Annotated in this window: 13 protein-coding genes; 4 read left to right on the top strand and 9 right to left on the bottom strand. The window is 67.6% G+C overall.

Features of this window, described 5'->3' with window-relative positions; translation table 11 throughout:
- The first annotated feature begins 31 nt into the window (after nt 1-31).
- Nucleotides 32-1,582 carry an MFS transporter gene (locus tag A8G08_RS08270; protein ID WP_068272583.1) on the top strand — a complete coding sequence of 517 codons (1,551 nt, stop codon included), beginning with the start codon at nt 32-34 and terminating at the stop codon, nt 1,580-1,582.
- Here A8G08_RS08270 and A8G08_RS08275 read toward each other — a convergent pair.
- From A8G08_RS08275 to dprE1, 6 genes are all read right to left on the bottom strand, one after another.
- Nucleotides 1,579-4,902, bottom strand: a complete 3,324-nt coding sequence (locus tag A8G08_RS08275) for an arabinosyltransferase domain-containing protein (RefSeq protein WP_068272585.1) — start codon at nt 4,900-4,902, stop codon at nt 1,579-1,581. The two genes, A8G08_RS08270 and A8G08_RS08275, sit on opposite strands and share 4 nt — an antisense overlap.
- Before the next feature lie 21 nt (nt 4,903-4,923).
- The gene (locus A8G08_RS08280; protein WP_245672729.1) at nt 4,924-8,238 is read right to left on the bottom strand and encodes an arabinosyltransferase domain-containing protein; all 3,315 of its coding nucleotides are present in this window, start codon (nt 8,236-8,238) and stop codon (nt 4,924-4,926) included.
- A 125-nt stretch (nt 8,239-8,363) separates the two neighbouring features.
- Nucleotides 8,364-10,184, bottom strand: a complete 1,821-nt coding sequence (locus A8G08_RS08285; protein WP_068272586.1) for a glycosyltransferase family protein — start codon at nt 10,182-10,184, stop codon at nt 8,364-8,366.
- Nucleotides 10,185-10,256: 72 nt separating this feature from the next.
- Nucleotides 10,257-12,188: a galactan 5-O-arabinofuranosyltransferase gene (locus tag A8G08_RS08290; protein WP_068272588.1), complete on the bottom strand. Its 1,932-nt coding sequence runs from the start codon at nt 12,186-12,188 to the stop codon at nt 10,257-10,259.
- 16 nt (nt 12,189-12,204) lie between these two features.
- A complete protein-coding gene (dprE2, locus tag A8G08_RS08295) occupies nt 12,205-12,966 on the bottom strand; it encodes a decaprenylphospho-beta-D-erythro-pentofuranosid-2-ulose 2-reductase (RefSeq protein ID WP_068272591.1) in 762 nt (253 codons plus the stop codon).
- A gap of 13 nt (nt 12,967-12,979) precedes the next feature.
- Complete coding sequence (gene dprE1 / locus A8G08_RS08300) at nt 12,980-14,392, bottom strand: decaprenylphosphoryl-beta-D-ribose oxidase (RefSeq protein WP_068272593.1); 1,413 nt, start codon at nt 14,390-14,392, stop codon at nt 12,980-12,982.
- An 84-nt stretch (nt 14,393-14,476) separates the two neighbouring features.
- Between dprE1 and A8G08_RS08305 the strand changes: the two genes are divergently transcribed.
- Together A8G08_RS08305 and A8G08_RS08310 are read left to right on the top strand one after the other, a co-directional pair.
- Nucleotides 14,477-14,974, top strand: a complete 498-nt coding sequence (locus A8G08_RS08305) for a GtrA family protein (RefSeq protein WP_084436039.1) — start codon at nt 14,477-14,479, stop codon at nt 14,972-14,974.
- Between the two features lie 113 nt (nt 14,975-15,087).
- On the top strand, nt 15,088-15,567 hold the full coding sequence (locus A8G08_RS08310) for an AMP-binding protein (RefSeq protein ID WP_157108465.1): 480 nt from the start codon (nt 15,088-15,090) through the stop codon (nt 15,565-15,567).
- Here the strand turns inward: A8G08_RS08310 and A8G08_RS08315 are convergent.
- Entirely contained in the window at nt 15,542-17,794 is a 2,253-nt protein-coding gene (locus A8G08_RS08315; protein WP_068272595.1) for a molybdopterin oxidoreductase family protein, read from the bottom strand. The genes A8G08_RS08310 and A8G08_RS08315 overlap by 26 nt on opposite strands.
- 109 nt (nt 17,795-17,903) lie before the next feature.
- The gene (locus A8G08_RS08320; RefSeq protein ID WP_084436040.1) at nt 17,904-18,263 is read right to left on the bottom strand and encodes a hypothetical protein; all 360 of its coding nucleotides are present in this window, start codon (nt 18,261-18,263) and stop codon (nt 17,904-17,906) included.
- A 308-nt stretch (nt 18,264-18,571) separates the two neighbouring features.
- On the opposite strand from A8G08_RS08320, the gene A8G08_RS08325 reads away from it, so the two are divergent.
- Nucleotides 18,572-19,414: a DUF72 domain-containing protein gene (locus A8G08_RS08325; RefSeq protein WP_245672730.1), complete on the top strand. Its 843-nt coding sequence runs from the start codon at nt 18,572-18,574 to the stop codon at nt 19,412-19,414.
- On the opposite strand, the gene A8G08_RS08330 is transcribed toward A8G08_RS08325, so the two are convergent.
- Nucleotides 19,398-19,943: dTDP-4-dehydrorhamnose 3,5-epimerase family protein (locus tag A8G08_RS08330; protein WP_068272607.1), on the bottom strand; the 546-nt coding region annotated here is incomplete at its 5' end. The two genes, A8G08_RS08325 and A8G08_RS08330, sit on opposite strands and share 17 nt — an antisense overlap.

Here is a 19,943-nt window from a genome sequence, read left to right on the forward strand (position 1 = left end):
GCGATGCCGCGCCGCATGATCGGACTCGGACATGAGTGATCCGGCAGCGACGTTGGCCGTCTCGCGTCGTCGATGGGTTTCCCTGGCCGCCACCTGCACCGCGGCCGGCCTGGTGTGGCTCGCGTTCGCCGATCTGGCGGTGGCGATCCCGAATATCGCCGACGAGTTCCACTCCAGCCTGTCCGCGCTGCAATGGGCGAACAATGCCTTCGCCCTGGTAGCGGGCTCACTCGTGATCGCCTGCGGCAAGTTCGCCGATGTGTACGGGCGGCGCCGAATGCTGCAGCTCGGCCTCGCGCTCTTCACCGGGTTCTCGGTAGTGGCCGCACTCGCGCCCGACGTGGGCACACTGGTCATCGGTCGCGCGCTGATGGGCGTCGGCGCGGCACTGATCCTGCCGGCGAGCCTGGCGATCATTCCGCCGCAGTTCTCGGGCCGCGCGCAGCTCACCGCCTTCGGGGTCTGGCAGGCCGTGGCCTGGGGAGGCCAGGCCGTCGCGCCCGCGATCGGCGGCGTGATCACCGACGTGCTCGACTGGCGATGGCTGTTCTGGATCAACCTGCCGCTCGGTATCGCCGCATTTGCGGTGGTGCGCGTGTTCACGCCGGAATCCAAGGACGAGGAGGCGTCGAGCCGCGTGGACTGGGTCGGCCTCGTGACCATCGGCCTCGCAGTATTTGCCCTGCTCTACGCGCTCACAGACGGACCGGACGTCGGTTGGGCGAGTCCTCTCGTCATCGGTCTGCTGGTGGCGACGGTGGTGCTTGCCATCGCCTGGGTGCTGGTGGAGCAGCGGGTTCGGGAGCCGCTGGTGGATCTGTCGCTGTTCCGGCTGCGGCCCTACGACGGCGCGTTGACGGCGAACCTGATGATGAACCTCTCCTACGCGGGCCTGAGCTATCTGCTCGTGTTGTGGCTCCAGAATGTGCGCGACTACAGCCCGATCGAGGCCGGCCTGATGTTGTTGCCCGCCACGGTCGGCATCTTCGCGTTCATTCCGCTCGGCGGCAGGCTCGATGCGAGTCGCGGTGGCCGGTTCCCCGTGGTGATCGGCCTGGCGGTGCTGGGGATCGGGCTGGCAGTCTTCGGCGCGCTCGAATCGGACACGACGCTCTGGCTCATCGGCGGCGCTCTTGTCGTCGTGGGCGTGGGACTCGGATTGTTGTCCACGCCGATCTCCAACACGGCCGTCGGGGATGTGCCGCAGGATCTCGCCGGAACCGCGGCGGGCGTGTTCAAGATGTCCAGCATGGTCGGCGGCGCGCTGGGCGTCGCACTGTTGTCGGCGTTCGCGCGGGGATTCGCGGAGAGCGATGCCTCGAGCGCATTCGAAAAGGCCGGGCTCGATCAGGCGGACCTCGACCAGGCGGAGAGTGCGCTGGTCAACTCAGCGTCCTTCTCGGACGCCATCAAATCGCTGCCCTCCGATATTCAGGGCGCGGTCACCTCGGCGTCGATCGACGCCTTCTCCACCGGGCTGAGCCGGGCGATGGCCGTCGCCGCGTTGCTGGTCCTGCTCGCCGCGGTGGCGGTCTCGGCCATCTGGCCCCGGCGGGCCAACAGGGTGCGGGAGCCGGACTAGAACACCCGCAGCTGGCCGGGCGACCAGAGACCGGACCGGCGGGCTTCGCCGGTGTCGATCTGTGCCGGCGTCTCGGTCGGATTGAAGCGGTCGTAGCGCTCCAACGAGCCCCAGTCGCGCGCCCAGTCGTCCTTCAGGTAGGTCGGCACCGTCACCGCGGCTGCGAGCATCTCCGTGAAGCCAAGCGGGCCACCGAATTCCGCGGCCTGCCAGGTGTCCGTCGAGCTCACCGCGAGCGGGCGGTCCGGCAGGATGCGGTAGTTCGGCATCTCCGCCACGCCGTACTCGTGGAAGAACGGCCGCTGGCACGGGAACTGAAGGCCGACCGCCCAGTCCAGCAGCACCGGCTGCTCACTGCCGATGGAGTCGTTGAGCGACATCAGCTTCGGCAGGCGCGGGGGAGTGAACGCCAGCCACTGGTCGCCGGTCAGGTTCGGGTCGTTCGCGACGATCCGGACCACGTCCGCGTCCGGAGCGATCTCGTCCAGCGGCACCCGCAGATTCCGCCACGACGGCGCCGGGCCGACATCGCGCGGCAGGTAGTTGCCGAGGTGCTGCACTGTGCCATCCGGCAGACGCTTGCCGTAGTCGACGGTCAGCGACTGTCCGTAGGTGGCCGCACCGGTGTCGTCCACCGACCAGATGCGTCCTGCGGCCGAAATCACCACGAGCGGTGACTCTTCCGAGCGCGGCGGCAGTTGGTACCAGCTCGACACCAGCGATGCCGGCTCCTGCACGCCCGGCTGGTAGCTGCCGAGCACCGGCGTGGTGGCGGGGTCGAGGCCGAACGGCAGTTTCGCCGTACTGCCAGTGACGCCGCGCACGCCAGTGCCGCCGCTCGTGCCCGCGCTCTCGCCCTCGGCGAAGGCCGGTCCGACGCTCTGATTGTCGGTGTTGCCCTGGCCGGGCTTCACCTCAACCGCGTCCGCGCTGATGTCCTCGGGAACGCCGTTGGGGCTGAAGCCAACCGGGTTGCCTCCGCCGAGCGGATCGTTCGGGTTCTTCGGCGGATGTGCCGGATCGATCAGCGGAACGAGGTTGCCGGAGTTCGGATTCGATTCCACCAAAACGTCATTCGCGAGCCCACAGCTATCGCCTGCCATAGCGGCGAAGTTCGAGCGGGTAAGTGAGTACGCCGGGTACTGCCCAACCGCGCCCTTCACCAGCGAAAGCACCTCGAACAACACCATCAGGCCAGCGATCACGGTCAGTGGCGCGGCCGCGAACGTGCGAATCCGCCTGCCCTTGGCGGTATCGGCCTTGGCCGGTGGCTCCGCGTAACCCTCACGCAGGTACTGCCAAGCCACGACTCCGAGCGCGGCCAGGAACAGCACCAGCATCAGCGTGTTCGACTGGTAGCCCTGCAGTGACACCCGCTTGTCGAACCACGGCACGCCGTAACTCGACACGTACCAATAGCCGTTTATGCCAGAGAACGACAGCGCCAGCACGAAGAGCAATGCGGCCAGGAAGATCGAGCGGTTTCGCCGTGAGCGCAACGCCGTTGCCGACACCACGACCGCGGTGAGCGCCGCCAGCGAACCGGCGATGCCCGCGTACGCCCCGAAGTGGTGGGTCCACTTCGTGGGGTTGAACATCATGAAGAAAATCGTGCCGAACACGATGCCCATGAGCCGCCACGCCGGACCGGACGCGACGCCCGGAATCCGCTTGCGGCGCAACAGCACCAGCATCGTGGTGAACAGGCACAGCAGCATCGTGAGGAAGGCGAAGCGCCGCGACAGTGAGCCGTCCACGGTCTCGACGAACAGGTAGTAGTAGCGCAGGAAGTCCTCGTACCAGGCCAGGTTCGGCCCGGTCAGCTGACGTACACGGTTCGCTTCCTGGATACCGGCGAAGGTCTGGTCGCCGTAGACGACCACGAGCACAAGCAATCCCGCGGACGCGATCGGCGCGAGCAGCGGCCAGGTGCCGACCAGTCGGCGGCGGCGAACCACGATCCGGGTGAGCGGTCGGATACCGGCGATCAAGGCGGCGACACACATCAGGCCGGTCGGTGCGGCGGCAAGGGTGAACGCACCAATCAGCACCGCGACGCCGGCGGGCAGCAACCGTCCGGTGGCGATGGCGCGCTCGATCGAGCACCAGGTCAGCAGGGCGCCGAGGGCAACGATCGGCTCGGGGCGCAGACCGTTGTTGTACGGCAGCCAGAAAGCGAGGAATACCAGCGCGCCGGTCCACAGTGCGATGCGGTTGTTGCGGACCGCCCGGCCGAGGCGCGGCACCACCTCGCGGCTGATCACCATCCAGCACAGGATCGCGGCGATGAGGGCCGGCAGGCGCATCCACGGGCTCGCCGTGGACACCTTCGCGAACAGTTCGAGCACGTCGTAGTACCACCCGAACGGCGCCTCGGGGACGCCGTACCAGCGGAAGTAGTTCGCCATGTACCCGGCATGCGGCGCGACGCGCGCCATGTTCAGCAGGTAGCCGTCGTCGGAGGTATTCGCGCCGACGAAATGCCACAGCACCAAGACGCCGGTGACCACACCGTCGACCGCCGTGGGACGCAGCCAATGCGCCGGGAGGAACCGCCGGTGGCCGCGGCCGTCGACGCCATCGAGCCTGGCCAGGGCAGCAAGCGCGAGCAGCGTGCACAGGCCGGCGCCGAACATCGCGATGAGCTTGATCAGGGTCGGCGAGGTGGAGAACCGCGAGTCGACGTTCATGGTGAAGTCGAGCCGCGGCGGGACCGGACCCTCGAGATCGGTGAACACGCCGACCACCTGGGGCCGAAGGTCGCCCTTCAGCTCGCCGGCGACGGGCTTTCCGGTCTCTCGGTCGGTCAGTCCCCGGAACTCGGCTGTGGTCGAGTTGATGTCGGAGTTGATGACGAGTTCCGAGCACTCACCCATTCGGGCGCGATCGGCGCTGGCCACCACGACATTGCGATCGAGAACGTCGACGGTCGTCTCGGAGGCGCGCACGAACATCGCCTCGAGCGGCGCGCCCGTCCCCTGGGCCGGGGCGGTCGCGAGCGCGATGCCGCCGCGGGCGGGCAGTGACGAGATCGCCGAGCACGGGATGGTCGCGGACAGATCGAGCGGCACCTGCGACATGAGCGGTGCCTCGACATCGGTGAGCGAGCCGTTCTGCGGCCAGCTCACCGCCGACGTGGTCTGGACGACCGGCAGGAACGGGGTTGCGATCGCCAGGATCGCGCCGAGCAGGCCCGTGACAATCGCAATCAGTCGCGCAGTTCGGTATTGCGCCCGAATTTCGGCGGGGTCTTGCTGGGCCGAGGGCTGCTCAGCCGAGGCCGGAGGCTCGGCTTGCGGGACTGTCACGACGTCGGGCACGGTTCACGATGGTAGCCGTGGTCACTCCACCCTGATCCGATCGGGACGCCAGAGCCCGCTACGCGTCGTTTCGGTCGTGCTGACCTCGGCAGGAACCGTATCCGGGTCCTTCGGATCGAAGCGTTCCAGCGATCCCCAGTCACGCCGCCAGTCGTCGTTCAGGTAGGTCGGCATGGTCTCCGCGGTGAGCAACAGCTCGGTCCAGCCGAGCGGCCCGCCGCCGATATCGTCCTGCCACGCATTGGTCGCGTCCGCGCCAACCCGGTCGGGCAGGATCCGGTATTCAGGGACCTCGGCGACGCCGTTCTCGTGATCGAACGGACGCTGGCACGGGAAGGCCAACCCGACGGACCAGTCCAGCAGCACCGGCACCTCGTGCCCGATCACCGAGTCGAGCGTTTCGAGATGCGGCACGCGCGGCGGTGTGACGGCGACCCACTGCCGCTGGGTGATGTCGTTGTCCACGGCGACAATGCGCACCGCGTCGGCGTCCGCCGGGATATCGGCGAGCGGCACGCGCAGGTTCCGCCACGACGGCGACGGGCCGATGTCCACCGGTGCGATCGCACCCTGCAACTCGACGCCGGTCGCGGTGCGGGTGCCGTATTCGACGCGCACCTCCTGGCCGTACTTGACCACGCCGTCGGCATCCACCGACGCGATCCGCCCGGCCGCGGTGATGGCAAGGATCTTGTCGTTCGGGCCGAGGTCCGAGCGATCCAGTCCGTACCACTGGGTGGTCAGCGACGCCGGATGCTGCGCGCCGTCGGAGTAGCTGCCGAGCACCGGCACCTGTGCCGGGTCGAGGCCGAACGGCAGCGAGACGTTGCTGCCGTTGATGCCCACGTTCTGCTCGGTGCCACCACCGGTACCGGCTCCGGTGATATCGCTCGTGCGAGTCGTCTCATCGCTGACGGAGTTCGCGCCACCCGCGGCCCTCTCCTCCTCGTCGGCGGTGAGGTCGCCCGCGACGCCATCCGGGGTGAAGCCCGTGTTTTCCGCGCTCCCGGGCGGGCCCGCGGCAAGCCCATCGCCGACCGACCCGGTCAGTGGTCGCAGCATCGTGGAGTTCGGGTCCTGCTCGACGAGCACCTCGTTGGCCAGGCCGCACGTGTCACCGGCGACCGCACGCACGTTGCCCGCGGCGAGCGAGTAGGCGGGCTCCTGCGACACCGTGGCCTTGACGAAGGACAGCACCTCGAAGATCACCACGAAGGCGGCGGCGATGGTGAGCGGTATGGACGCCCAGCGGGCGAACCAGCCGTTCGGCTCGTTGCGGTCCGTCCGGTACGGCTCGCGGAAGTGCTGCCAGGCGGCAACGAGCAACAACAGCAGGGTCAGGCCGAGGAACGCCGTCGACAGGCCTTTGCCCGCGATGGATGGCGACTTGTCCCACCACGGCACGCCGTAGCTGGACACGTACCACCAGCCGTTGGAACTGGTGAAGCAGATCGCCAGTACGAACGTCACCGCGGCCGCGAACAGCGTGCGGTTGCGTGGTGACCGAATGCTCGCCTGGCTGACCGCCACCGCGGCGAGCGCACCCAGCGATCCAGCCAGGCCGGCGTACACGCCGAAGTGATGGGTCCACTTGGTCGGCGTGAGCATCATCAACAGCAGCGAGGCAAAGACGATGCCGAGGATGCGTGCCGACGGGCCGCGCGAGGTTCCCGGGATGCGACCGCCCTTGCGCAGCACCTGCAACGTGCAGACGACGAGGCACAGCAGCATGACGAACACACCGAACCGGCGGGCCAGCGAGCCATCGGGGGAGACGGTCATCAAAGCGTCCCAGCGCACCCGCTCGTCGAACCACACGACGTTCGGGCCGACCGCGGTGCGCACCCGCGTCGCCTCCATCACGGAGGCGAGGGTCTGGTCGGCGAAGATCACGACGAGTACCAGCGCGCCTGCGGCGAGGATCGGCGCAACCAGCGGCGCGTAGGCGCGAACAGCAGGGCGGAAGCCCTGCCCGTTCTCGAAGCCGTGCGCGCGCTTGATGAGGATCTGCAGCAACGGCCGGGATCCCGCGAGCAGGGCGGCAATACAGATCAGACCGGTCGGGCCGGCCGCGAGCGAGAACGCTGCGATGAGCGCCGCGATGGCAGCGGGCAGCAGCCGGCCGGTGGCGATCGCGCGTTCGATCGAGCACCAGGTGAGCAGGGCGCCGAGCGCGATCACGGGCTCGGGGCGCAGGCCGTTGTTGTAGGGCAACCAGAAGGCCAGGAAGATCAGCCCGCCGGTCCACAGCGCGATGTGACTGCTGCGTACCGCGTTGCCGAGCCGGGGCAGCACCTCGCGGCTGATCACCATCCAGCACAGGATCGCGGCGATCAGCGCGGGCAGGCGCATCCACGGGCTCGCGGTGGATACCTTCGCAATCTCTTCGAAAACGTCGTAGTACCAGCCGAACGGCGCCTCGGGCACGCCGAACCAGCGGAAGTAGTTGGCCATGTACCCGGCGTGGTCGGCGACCCGCGCCATCGTGAGGATGTAGCCGTCGTCCGAGGTATTGGCGCCGATGAAGTGCCACAGCACGAGCACACCGACGACGACGCCGTCCACCGCGTTGAACCGCCACCAGTGCGACGGCAGGAAGCGGCGGGCCCGGCGGCGGTCGGTGCCGTCGAGGATGTGCAGCGCCACCAATGCGGCGATCGTGCCCAGGATCGCGAGTGCGATGACGATGATCTTGAGGATGCTCGGGCTCGACGTGAACCGGGAGTCGATTTCCAGGTGCGCGTTCGCACCGCTCAGCTGATTCGAGTCCAGATCGGTGAACAGGCCCACCACCTGCGGGCGGACATCCCGATCGACCACCGACCTGAACTCGCTGCCGTCCTCGCGTGTCACGCCGACGAACTCCGCCGTTGTCGCGGACGCGGTGGAGTTCACGGTCACCTCGCGACAGCCCGCAATCTCCGAGACCGGCGCGGACAGCAGCGGGATATCGCGCAGCAGCACCTCGGCGGTGGCGGGCTGGCCGCCGGAGCCGGGAACGACCCGCACAGCGAGGCCCTTGCTCGTGGACTCCCCGGACTGCGGAGGGATGGTGGAGAACGCGTTGCCGCCCGTCGCGGCCTCGTCGGCACTGCCGCCGTCTGCACCGAGAGCGGCGAGAGACGCGCACGGGATGGTCGCGGTCAGCGACTGCGGAACGTAGGACACCAGCGGTGACTCGACGCTCGTCGCGCCCGCCTGCGGCCAGTCGATCGATGCCTGCTCCTGCTGCACCGGCAGCAGCGGGGTGAGGATTGCCGCCAGCACGGCGACGAGTCCCGCGATGAGCGCGATCAGACGGGGGACGCGCAGATCGCGCGAATCACGAACAGACACAAGCCCCGATGGTATGGGAGGTCGTTCGCGGCACCCATCCGGCGCACTCAAACTCGGCGGTGATCACGAGCAAATGGCCTGTGCGCCGGAGGCTATACCTGCATGCCCGCGTTCGAGAGACGTCGTCAGCGCAGGCCGCGCACGTCCCACACGCGAACCCCGTCAACGGCGACACCGTCGTTGCCGAGCAGATCGGTCAGCGTTGATACCAGTGCCTGGCGGTGCGGGGTCCGCGGCAACACCACCATGTCGGCACGCCAGAACCGCAGATCCTCGCGCGCGGTCGCCTTGGCCTGCTCATCGATGGGCGGCACATCACCGGTCGCACCGACGCGGGCGAGGAGCAGCGCGGTCGGCCGGTCGTCGGGCCCGTACTTGCCCTTCTTCTCCGCGCCGGCCGGGCCGACGAAGTAGCCACCCGCGATCGGATAGGCGAATCCGGCGTCACGCTGCCAGCGCAATCCCGCGGCATCCTCGGGGCGCGGCAGCGGCACAGTGACCACCGAACCGCCGCTGCTGAACTGCTGCCACGTCCCGTCCGCGAAGAACGCGGGCGTTTCCGATCGGGTGACGACCGGCAATGGGGTTGGCGTGAGCGGCACCAGAGCAACCGTGAGCCCGATGAAGACGGGGACCGCGACATAGGCCGAGCGCATCGCGCGGTCCACTGCCAGGGCGAGCAGCACAGCGATCGCGGGGATCGCGGCCATCGCGAAGCGGGTCTCGAGCACCGACTCGAGCAGTGGGTAGTGCGCGATCCACTGCCAGGGCAATTCGATCCCGGTGACGTGGTTACCGATCTTCAGCTCGGCGCCGAGCGAGATCACCCCCATGACGAGCAGGGTCACCGTGGCCGCGCGGGCGGGCCGGTTGCGCCACAACCACACCGCGAGGATGGCGATGAGCGCGAGCAACGGCCAGCCGAAGTAGGCGTTCTCCTCGGTCGGATTGATCGAGACGTTCTGGCCTGGCAGCAGCACGCCGCCGAGGGATTCGGACGGGAACTGGATGAGCGACTTGAGGTCGTTGCCCATCTGGCCATGGTCGATATAGCGGTAGCTCTGCGGTCCGAGGAACTGCCACCACAGCGGCAGCGCGGTGATGGCGATGGCGAGCACCGCGGCGAGCGCAACCGGTGGAACGATCCGGCGCAGCGCGACGAGTCCGGCTACCGGCCGGTGCACGTGGTAGACGAGCGCGAACAGCGCGAACCCGATGGCGAACAGCAGCAGCGGTTCCTCGCCGAGCAGGATCTGCGCGGCCACCATGACGCCGAGCAGCAGTCCGTCGCGCAGCACCGATCGCACTGTCGGCGTGCGCCGGCTCATCCGGATGATCAGCAGCGCGGTCAGCGGCAGCAGGAAAAGCACGACGAAGTTCGGGTGCGCGTTCGCGTGCGACACCATCGCCGGCGCGAATCCGCAGAACAGTCCGCCGATCGCCGCGGCGAACCGGGACGAGACGAGTTCGCGGGAGAACAGCCAGTACCAGCCCAGTGCGGTGCCGAACAGTCCGACGGTGAGCACAAGGACGTAGGTCGTCGTGGGTCCGAACAACAGCGTGAGCGGCGCCAGCGGGATGCTCACACCGAACATCGCGGTGTTCGCCATCATGTTCACCCCGAGCGGGTGGTTCTGCAGCGTCGTACCGAGCGGGTTGTCGAGGTGCGCCACCGAATGGGCCGTGACTGCGAAGAACCACTCCCACATGGTCTGGTCCTGGCCACTCTTGACCAGGTATCCGCCCTGCAGGTCGCGCCACTGCCGGTTGAGGACGAACACGGCGAGCGTGAGGAAGGTGAGCGTGACAATGGTGTCGGGACGATCGAGCCGCCACCAGCGGCGAGGGACCCGAAGCAGGCTTTTCGCGCGGGTTTCGGTGGCGGTCTGGACCGGAGGTGCGATCAGGATAGGCGCGGCGTCAGCCACGGCCTCCGTCTCCCGCATTCGTCCCCCCGACGTCTCGTTTCGATAACGGTCCGGGGATCCAGGCTACAGGCGCACGGGCTTTCGGGCGGACTAACGACGAACTACCAGCACGAACGGGCCGATCTCGGTGACCTCGAAGCGGGGGTCGTCGAACAATTCCTTCGGGAACGTCACGGTGTACCGCCGCACGTTCGGATCGTTCGGGTAGACGTCCTCGGCCAGCCGGAGCGTGAAGCCGTCCTCGCTCTGCCGGAACAGGATCGCGTCGGGCCCGCGCCACGGACTCGCGTCGAGCGCGGCGATGAGCTCGTCGGCGGTCTGCAGCTCGCTCCAGCGCGCGATCGCTGCGGCGCGGCCGTCGAAATCGCCGAGCGGATTCGCATAGTGCGAGGTCAGTGCCTGGAACCCGTAGTAGGGGTAGTACGAAAGGAACGAGATGTCCGCGGTCAGCACCACCGTCTCGTTCCGCGGCCGGGGCAACTGCTCGGTCAGCAGGCGATCGATCTCGGCGTAATGCGACACCGCCGACGGCGGGCGCTGATCTGCGCGCACGCCGTCACCGTCGGTGTCGGTGTAAGCGGTGGTGATCTCCGGGGTCAGCGTGTGCGGGATGTCCTGGGCGAACGCCGCTGCGCCGAGTGCCCCCACGATGGCCACCGCCGCGCGGAATCGCGGGGGCTCACCGAAGAACTGGTACAGCGCCCGGGAGGCCTCGAGGAAACCGAAAACACCGGCCGCCGCGAGCAGCGCGAGCAGGATGGGCTCGAGCCGGAACGAGAGCAGCGTGTTGCCGAGCGCGGTGAACGCCATCGACGCGAGCACCCACAGGTAGAGCGCGACGACACCGATACCGAGCGCCTGGGCGCGCCGAGAAGTGGCGCTGCGGAACACCAGCCACAGCGTGCCGAGCATGCACAACGCACCGAGCAGCGACGGGTCGAGCATCGGCAGCGGGAAGTGCGCACCGGCATCGGGCAGGTAGTGGGTCGCGGTGCCGCTCCCAGCCGGGCGCGTGGTGCGCAGTTCGAGCAGGTAGGGCAGCCACACGATGAGCGCGACGAGCAGGGCGATCGCGCCGATGATCGCGAGCCGCAGCGCGGGCGGCACCACGCCGCGCCACCAGCCGTTGCGCCGGACCCCGGCGGCCGCGGCAACCACGGCCATGGTGGCGACAGCGAACGCGGCGAAGCCGGCATAGAGCGTGTAGAACGTCGCGGCGAAGCCGACGAACAGACCCGTTCCTACGGTGGCGGCCCAGCCGACGTGCGCCCCTGCCTCCGGCCGGTACAGCGCACCCCAGGCCAGGATCAGCACTGGTCCGAGTAGCAGCGCGATCACGGCGCCGTACGGCTCGGGTGATCCGAACGCGAGCAGGACCGAGGTCACTGCCGTGGCGGTCACCACCGCCCAGTCGGCGCGGATGAGTTCTGTCCACAGCACAAGCGCGACCACCGCAACGACGGCGAGCGAGCCGATTGCGTACGGCTTGAACACTTCCCAGCCGTCCATGCCGAACACGTTCGCCACGCGGCCGCCGATCCAGAACCAGCCGGCGGGGTAGTACGGCGGCAGGTCCGCATACGTCATGTCGTGTAGCGCGGCGGAATCCGTGAGCCGGGTCAGGTACTCGGTGCGAAACTGCTGGTCCACCGAGATGCCGAGCAGGTAGAGCTTCGTCGCGGACAGCGGCATGCCGAGCGTCACGGTTACGAAGCCCGAAAGGCCCGCCCAGGACAGCACTTTCGCAAGTGGGCGGCGGCGACCCGAGCGGATCAGTGCGATCGAGATGCCGAGCACCGCGAGCGCCGCGACCTGGCCGACCGTGGTGAGCGCCTTGGTGACGTTCGAGGAATTGAATGCCGGCCAGTCGACGATCGAGAACGCGATGAGGCCGATCGCGGCCACAATCGCCGAGACCACGGCAGCGGCCAGCGCCTCGCCAACTGCTCCCACCGCGCGGCGACTCGCGAACGACGCGGGCTCGGCAGCGGGCGGTGTGGGCGATGTGGGCGCCGACGACATGGCCGCTGTCACGGCGTCAGATCGGCAGCTTGCGGAAAATCGGGCGCGGGATATGCCGCAGAACCATCATCACGAAGCGGAACTGACCCGGCGCCCAGACGAGTTCCTTGCCCTTGTCCGAGGCGGACACTGCGAGCGCTGCGATGTCTTCCTTGTCCACCGTCATCGGCGCTTCCTTCACGTGCGCGCTGAACCGTGTGCGCACCTGACCGGGGCGGATCACAAGAACGCGCACACCGTGCGGGCGCAGCGCCTCGCCGAGACCCAGGTAGAAGCCGTCGAGGCCGGCCTTGGTGGAGCCGTAGACGAAGTTGGCGCGACGGACCCGCTCACCGGCGACCGACGACATCGCGATGATCCGGCCGAAGCCCTGCGCCTTCATCTTCTCGCCGGCGAGGATGCCCACCGAGACGCCCGCGGTGTAGTTGACGCCCGCGACCTTCACGGCGAGGCGCTGGTTCTGCCAGAGCTCCTCGGCGTCGGCGTCGAGGCCGAACGCGACGATGGCGACATCGACGTCGCCGCCCTTCCACGCTTCCTCGATGACCCGAGCGTGACTGTCGGTGTCGAGCGCGTCGAAGTCGACGAGTTCCACCTCGGTCGCGCCCGCCGCCTTCATCTGTGCGACTGCGGCGTCGCGGCCCGGATCATTGGGCAGCGCGGCGAGAATGACCCGTGCCGGGCCCTTCTTGAGGTACTCGGCGCAGATCGCCAGACCGATTTCCGAGGTGCCGCCGAAGAGCAGCAGCGTCTGCGGGTTGCCAACAGCGTTGATCAAAGTGACTCCAGACTCAGTTCAGTTCGAGGCGACGAGCCATATCGGACATGAATACCCCGGTCGGGTCGACCGAGCGGCGGACCTTGATCCACTCGTCGATCCGCGGGTACATCCGATGGAAGGTCTCGGCCGTGGTGCGCGAATCCTTGCCCGTGTAGAGGCGGCCGCCGAACTCCAGGACGCGGCGGTCGAGATCGGTGACGAACTCGTTCAGCCCCGGGCTGATCGGGAAGTCGACACAAATGTTCCAGCCGGCCATCGGGAAGCTCAACGGGGCCTGATTGCCGGGGCCGAACAGCTTGAACACGTTGAGGAACGAGTAGAAGCCGGACCGCTGAATGTCGGTGATGATGTTCTTGAACTCGCCCACAGACTCCGGCGGCACCACGAACTGGTACTGCAGGAATCCGCGAGATCCGTAGGCGCGGTTCCACTCTCCGAACATGTCGAGCGGGTGATAGAACTGCGTCAGGTTCTGCACCTTGCCGCGGTAGGTACCCGCCTTGCGGTACCAGAGTTCGCCGATCGGGCCGAACGTGTACTTGTTGGCAAGGCCGTTCGGGAACACATCCGGGAACGTCAGGAACGTCTTGCCGCTGAACCCGAGCGGGTTCTTCTGCAGCTTCTTCGGCAGTTCATCGAGCTTCGCCAGCGAGCCGCGCGACACCGCGGCGCGGCCGAGCTTCGGGGCAGGGCTGATCGCGTCGAACCACGCCGAGCTGTAGGTGTAGCGGTCCTCGGAGCCGTCGCTGTGCAGCGCGATCGTCTCGTCGAGGTTCGCGGTGACGTCGCCGTCGGCGATGAAGTACGCCGTCTCGGTCGGGGTCATCTCGATCGTCGCGCGCAGGATGATGCCGGTGAGCCCGACGCCGCCGATGGTGGCCCAGAACAGCTTGGAGTTCTTCTTGGGGCCGATCGTCTGCACTTCACCGTCGGCGGTGAGCAGCTGAATCGACCGCACGTGGTTGCCGAAGCTACCAGCGCTGTGGTGGTTCTTGCCGTGGATATCGGAGCCGATCGCGCCGCCGATGGTGACCTGCCGGGTGCCCGGAAGCACCGGGACCCACAGTCCGAACGGGAGCGCGGCGCGCATCAGCTGGTCGAGCGTCACGCCTGCGTCGACGTCCACCATTCGGGTGTCCGCGTCGATCCGATGGATCGTGTTCAACGCGGTCATATCGACGACTAGCCCGCCGGCGTTCTGCGCGTTATCGCCGTAGGAGCGGCCCAGCCCGCGCGCGATCACGCCGCGCTGCAGGTGGCTGGGCTTGCTGTCGTTCTGCTCTGCGACCTGCGCGACGGCCTTGGCGATCAGCTCGACGTCGGAGGTGGTGAGCACTTCTGCTGTGGTCGGCGCCGTTCGTCCCCAGCCGCTGAGCGAGCGGGCATGGGTTGGCAACGGGTTCGAGGAGGCTGGTGCGGACATCGGCTAAGAGGCTACCCCAGCGGATAACGCAGTTAACGGCGCTGCACGAGGGCACCCGAACGGCCGCCGGTTACCCTCGTCAGCGTGTCCGAGGCCGAAACCAACAGCGCAGCGCGGGACGCGACCCGCAGCGACGAGCCGCATCTGCCGCTGCCCGCGGAGCTCCCGCTCGTCGATGAGCCGGGTGGCACCGACGTCGATCTCAAGACGCAGATCATCCGGTTCGTGCTCACCGGCCTACTCTCCGCGGTCGTCGATTTCTCGCTGACGATCCTGCTGCAGTACGTCTTCGGCGTGAATCTGACCGTGGCGAAGGCCGTCGGATTCCTCTTCGGCACCACGACCGCCTACCTCATCAACCGGCGCTGGACCTTCAAGGCTCCGCCGAGTCGCTCGCGGTTCATCGCGGTAGTTGCCCTCTATGCGGCGACTTTCGCGGTGCAGACCGCGCTCTACACGCTGTTCGGGCATATCTGGCCGGAGACCGTGCTCTACAGCGCGCTCGGCTTCCTGATCGCGCAGGGCACCGCCACGGTGATCAACTTCGTGGTCCAGCGCATGGTGATCTTCAAGATTCACTGACACTCGGTCAGTGAGTGGCCTAACGGCCGGCCTCGACATACCGATATATCCAGGTGGCGGGTGCTGAAAACCCGGCGTTAACTAATAAGTACGTGGTGAAGCAGGAGGCCACGATGACCGACGCCACCAACAACAGGAACGACGCACGGGGCGCAACACAGGTCGAGGAGCTGGCGAACCAGCTGGCCCGGACCCTGGTGGGGTACGGCGTCGGCCCAGGTACGACCGTTGTTACCGCGCTGCGCTCCACCGAGGACACCCGGCTCGCGCAAAAGGCAGTGGTGCGCGCCGGCGGGCGAATCGTTCCGGTCGACCCTCGATTGCCGGGCTGGCGCATATCGGCCGTAGCCGCGGATGCCCGCGCGGACGTCGGCATCACCCTCGGCCGGTTCCTGTCACCGTTGCCGCCGACCCTGCATTGGATCGAACTCGACGACCCGGGATTGCAAGAAGAAGCATCGGCGCAGCCCGCGGGGCCACTCTCCGAATACGACCGTATTCAGCATCCGTGGCTCCCCGCTGAAGCTGTTGAGATGCCCACAGCGGCCGCAAAGACGAACGACGAAATCAGGCGGTCGCCGGAGACACCGTGACCGGCACGCCGTTGAACACGGCATTGCCGGACAGCACGTCGATCCGCGAGTCGTCGGTCAGTTCGTTCGCGTTCACCCCGGCGTTTGCCGATGCCACCGCCTGCGTGCTCTTCGCGTGTCCCCAGCCATGCGGCAGGCTCACCACTCCGGGCATGATCGCGTCGGTCGGTTCGAGCGGCACGATCACCTCGCCCGCAGCCGATTTCACCACTGCGTGATCACTGAGCCCGAGCCGGTCCACATCGTCCGGATGGATATGCAGGGTGCACGTGTTGGAGCCGCCGACGAGCGTCGAAACGTTGTGCATCCAGCTGTTGTTCGAACGCAGCTGCCGACGGCCGATCAGCAGGATCTCGGGCTGGGTGCGAGCGATGTACTCGCGTAGCCGGGCCACATCGTCGACCAACTGCTGCGGGGCCAGCTCGATTTGCCGGGACTCGGTGGACAGCCGTTCCTCGAGCTGCGGCTGCAGCGGACCGAGGTCGATGCCATGGGGGTTGTCCAGCAGTGTCTGCAGGCTCAGGCGCGGAGCCTGCGGAGCCGTCCCGTTACTCAGCGTCCCGCCGTTCCACTCGCCGTAGGGCCCGAGCCGCAGCATCATGTCCAGCCGCAGTTCCGCGCCCGTGTTGCCGCGCAGTTCGGCGCGCAGCTCCGCGACATCGCGGCCCTCGACCGGGCTGCCCGAGGTGGCGACCGCCTTTTGCAGGGTCGTCCCGATCACCAACTCGTCGGCCAGCGCCGGGTCACCCGTTTGGCCTAGGGCGATCATCGCCAGGCGGGCCATGATCTCCGCCTCCGACGGGCGGCCGTCCTCCAACGGCAGCGCGGGCGGCGAGTAGCGCGCGTAGTTGCGCACCGCGAAGCCGAGTAGCGCGAAGTCGTAATGCGGGGACTGCAGCGTGGTGGGCGGTGGCAGCACGACATTCGCGTGCCGGGTCGTCTCGTTCAGGTAGCGGTCCACGCTAACCATGAACTCCACCTCGGACAGCGCCCGGCCGATGCGGTCACCGCTCGGCGCGGACAGCACCGGGTTGCCAGCCACGGTGACGACTGCGCGTACCTGTCCCTCGCCCGGTGTCGTGATCTCGTCGGCCAGGGTCGCGACCGGCAGTTCGCCGTTCGCCTCCGGCAGCCCGCGCACCCGGCTGGACCACCGGCCGGTGCGGTAGGGGCGGCTGCGCCGCATCCGCCCGATGGCGGGGGTGGCGAACATGACGCCTCCCGGCCGGTCCACATTGCCGGTCAGCACGTTGATGACATCGACCAGCCACTGTGCAAGTGTTCCGAATTCGGCTGTGCAGGTGCCGATCCGGGCGTAGACGGCGGCGGTCTTCGCCCCGGCGACCTCGCGCGCGATCCGCGTGATGGTCTCCGCCGGGACACCGGTCTGCGAAGCAGCGACCTCTGGCGGGAACAGTGTGGCGACCGCGCGTAGCTCGTCGAGTCCGCCCACCGGCACGGTGATGTTGGTCAGATCCTCGGCCAGCAGCACGTGCACGATGCCGAACAACAGGAACGGGTCGGTCCCCGGCCGGATGAAAAGGTGCTCGTCGGCGCGGTCGGCTGTGCGGGTGCGCCGCGGATCAACGACCACGACCTTGCCGCCACGCTCGCGAATCGCCTTCATACGGCCAGGGAAGTCCGGCGCCGTGCACAGCGATCCGTTCGATTCGAGCGGGTTGGCGCCGAGCATCAGCAGGTAATCGGTCCGGTCGAGGTCGGGAACCGGGATAGAGAGCGGATCGCCGAACATGAAGCCCGCGGACACATGCTTGGGCATCTGATCTGCGGTGCTGGCCGAGAAGAAGTTCCTGGTGCCGAGCGAGCGCAGCAGTAGCGGCAGGTACAGTCCGCCGGCCACGGTGTGCGCGGTCGGGTTGCCCGCGTACAGCGCGACTGCCTCGCGGCCGTGCCGTTCGAAGACGCCACCGAGCCCGGCGGCGACCGCCTCGAAGGCCTCATCCCAGCCGACCTCCCGCCAGCTGTCGCCTTCGCGGATCATCGGCGCGCGAAGCAGATCGGGGTCCTCGTCGAGCTTGCCCAGACTCGCGCCCTTCGGGCAGATGAAGCCCTTGCTGAAGGGATCGTCGCGGTCCCCGCGTGCGGCGACCACGCGGTCCTGCTCGTCGAGTTCGAGTTGCAGTCCGCAGACCGCTTCACACAGGGGGCAGGTGCGCAACACGGTCCGTCGGGAGCTTGTGGCTCGACGATTCTCAACGGTCGACATGACCCTCATTCTGTGCCGAGCGACCGACAAAAAGAACCCCCGCTCACCGGCGGTCAGGGGTTGCGCGCTAGGCGCGCCCGCCGGTGAGCGGGGGAAGTGGAAAAGCTGGCTAGGACGCCGCTGGCAGCGGGCTACCCGTGGAACTGTTCGTGCGAGCACGAACCGCGCGTACCGCGGCAGCAATTGCGAGCGCTGGCGGCGGTGACGCATCCGAGCTGCCGACCCAGTGCGAGGAGGCAGCCGACGAATCGGTCGATGGCAGGGAGACAGTGGCGCCGTCACGGTGCACGATCACACCGATCGAGGTGAGCCAATTCATCGCCTTCTTGGCCCTGCCCAGGCCGGCGACGAGGTGGATCTCCCGGAACTCCTTGCCTGGGATATGGATGACAGGGCCAAGGAGACGGTTCACGCGAAGGTGTTCATGAACCTCACGACCGAGATCTCCGACGATCTCGATGGCGCCCATGTGTTTGTCGGTAACAAGGGACGCACAGCCGATGGATTCAACGACTTTCCAGTCGCTCTGGACGTAGGTAGGGGTCGGGGTGGGGGTTAGCGCAGACGAGTCGGCCACGACGGCCGGCGGGGAAAGAGCCAGCATTCCTTCTCCACAATTTTCAGGGGGTTTCAAGCGCGTACAGGTCTATCGTCCAGGTCACAGAAATGGTTACAAGTTATTGCGATGTTGTTTCGATGAGCTTGTCTTCCCAGGTCATGGGATGTCGGTTTCATCACTTTTGGTCACAAAGTGGTCAACGAGGCACGATTGATGTCGTGGGACGGCGGGGGTCGGCAGACGCCGGCACGGTGCGTGTCGGTACCTCGGGCTGGGTGTATCCGCCCTGGCGCTCCGCGTTCTACCCGGCTGGTCTCGCGCATCGCAAGGAGCTCGCCTACCTGGCCGAGCAGTTGACCTCGATCGAGATCAACGGCTCGTTCTATGCCCTGCAGCGGCCGTCCAGCTATCGGAACTGGGCAGCACAAACCGCGCCCGACTTCGTGTTCGCCGTGAAGGCACCCCGGTTCATCACCCACATGAAGCGCCTACGCGATGTCGAAGCTCCGGTCGCGAACTTCCTGGCCTCCGGGGTGCTGGCCCTTGATGCGCGGCTCGGACCGATCCTGTGGCAACTCCCACCCACACTGCAGTTCACCCGGGACACCGCCGACACGGTCGAAACGTTCCTCGCCGGCTTGCCGCACACCACGGTGAAAGCGGCCGAGCTGTCCGAGGGCCACGATGAGCGGATCGACGGACGGGCCTGCACCACAACCGATCAGGACCGCGTGTTGCGGCACGCGATCGAGGTCCGGCACCCGAGCTTCGGTTGCGCGGACTTCGTCGAGCTGGCGAGACAGGCCGGCGTCGCGATAGTCGTCGCAGACACGGCCGGCAGGTTTCCCTACGTGGAAGAACCCACAGCGGACTTCGTCTACGTCCGACTGCACGGCGACGTCGAGCTGTACACCAGCGGCTACACCGAGGAGGCGCTCCAGGTCTGGGCCGCGAAAATCCGCGCGTGGGCGGACGGCGGCCGAGACGTGTTCGTCTATTTCGATAACGACGTCAAGGTGCGGGCGCCGTTCGACGCCCGCAGACTCATCGAGCTGGTGTGAGCTCCGCAGCGGACAGCAGCGGAGCCGCTTGATCCTTTGCCGAGCGGACGAACTCGAGCGGGCGTCCGTCCCGGCCGGTGCGCGGCCACTCGATCCCGATGGCCGGATCGAACGCGTCGATGTCTCGGTCCAGTTCGGGCCTGTATTCGACCGAGCACAGGTACATCACCGTCGAGTTGTCCTCGAGCGATACGATGCCGTGCCCCAGCCCGGGCGCGGACAGGTAGACCGCGCGCCGATCCACATCGTCGATCAGCACGCTGTCCCAGCGGCCGAAGGTCGGTGAATCGGGCCGCAGGTCGACGATGACGTCGAGGAACGCGCCCCGGACACACGTCACGTACTTCGCCTGGCCGACTGGCCCGAGGGTGTAGTGGATGCCGCGCAGCACGCCGGCAGCGGACACCGAGCAGTTGGCCTGCCGCAGCTCGAGAGGTGCTCCGACCGCCTTCTCGAACTCCGAGGACTTGAACCATTCCAGGAAGACACCGCGGTCGTCGCCGAACTGCTTGGGGGTGATTTCCCACGC

It is taken from the genome of Aldersonia kunmingensis, from assembly GCF_001646865.1.
Taxonomy (GTDB): domain Bacteria; phylum Actinomycetota; class Actinomycetes; order Mycobacteriales; family Mycobacteriaceae; genus Aldersonia; species Aldersonia kunmingensis.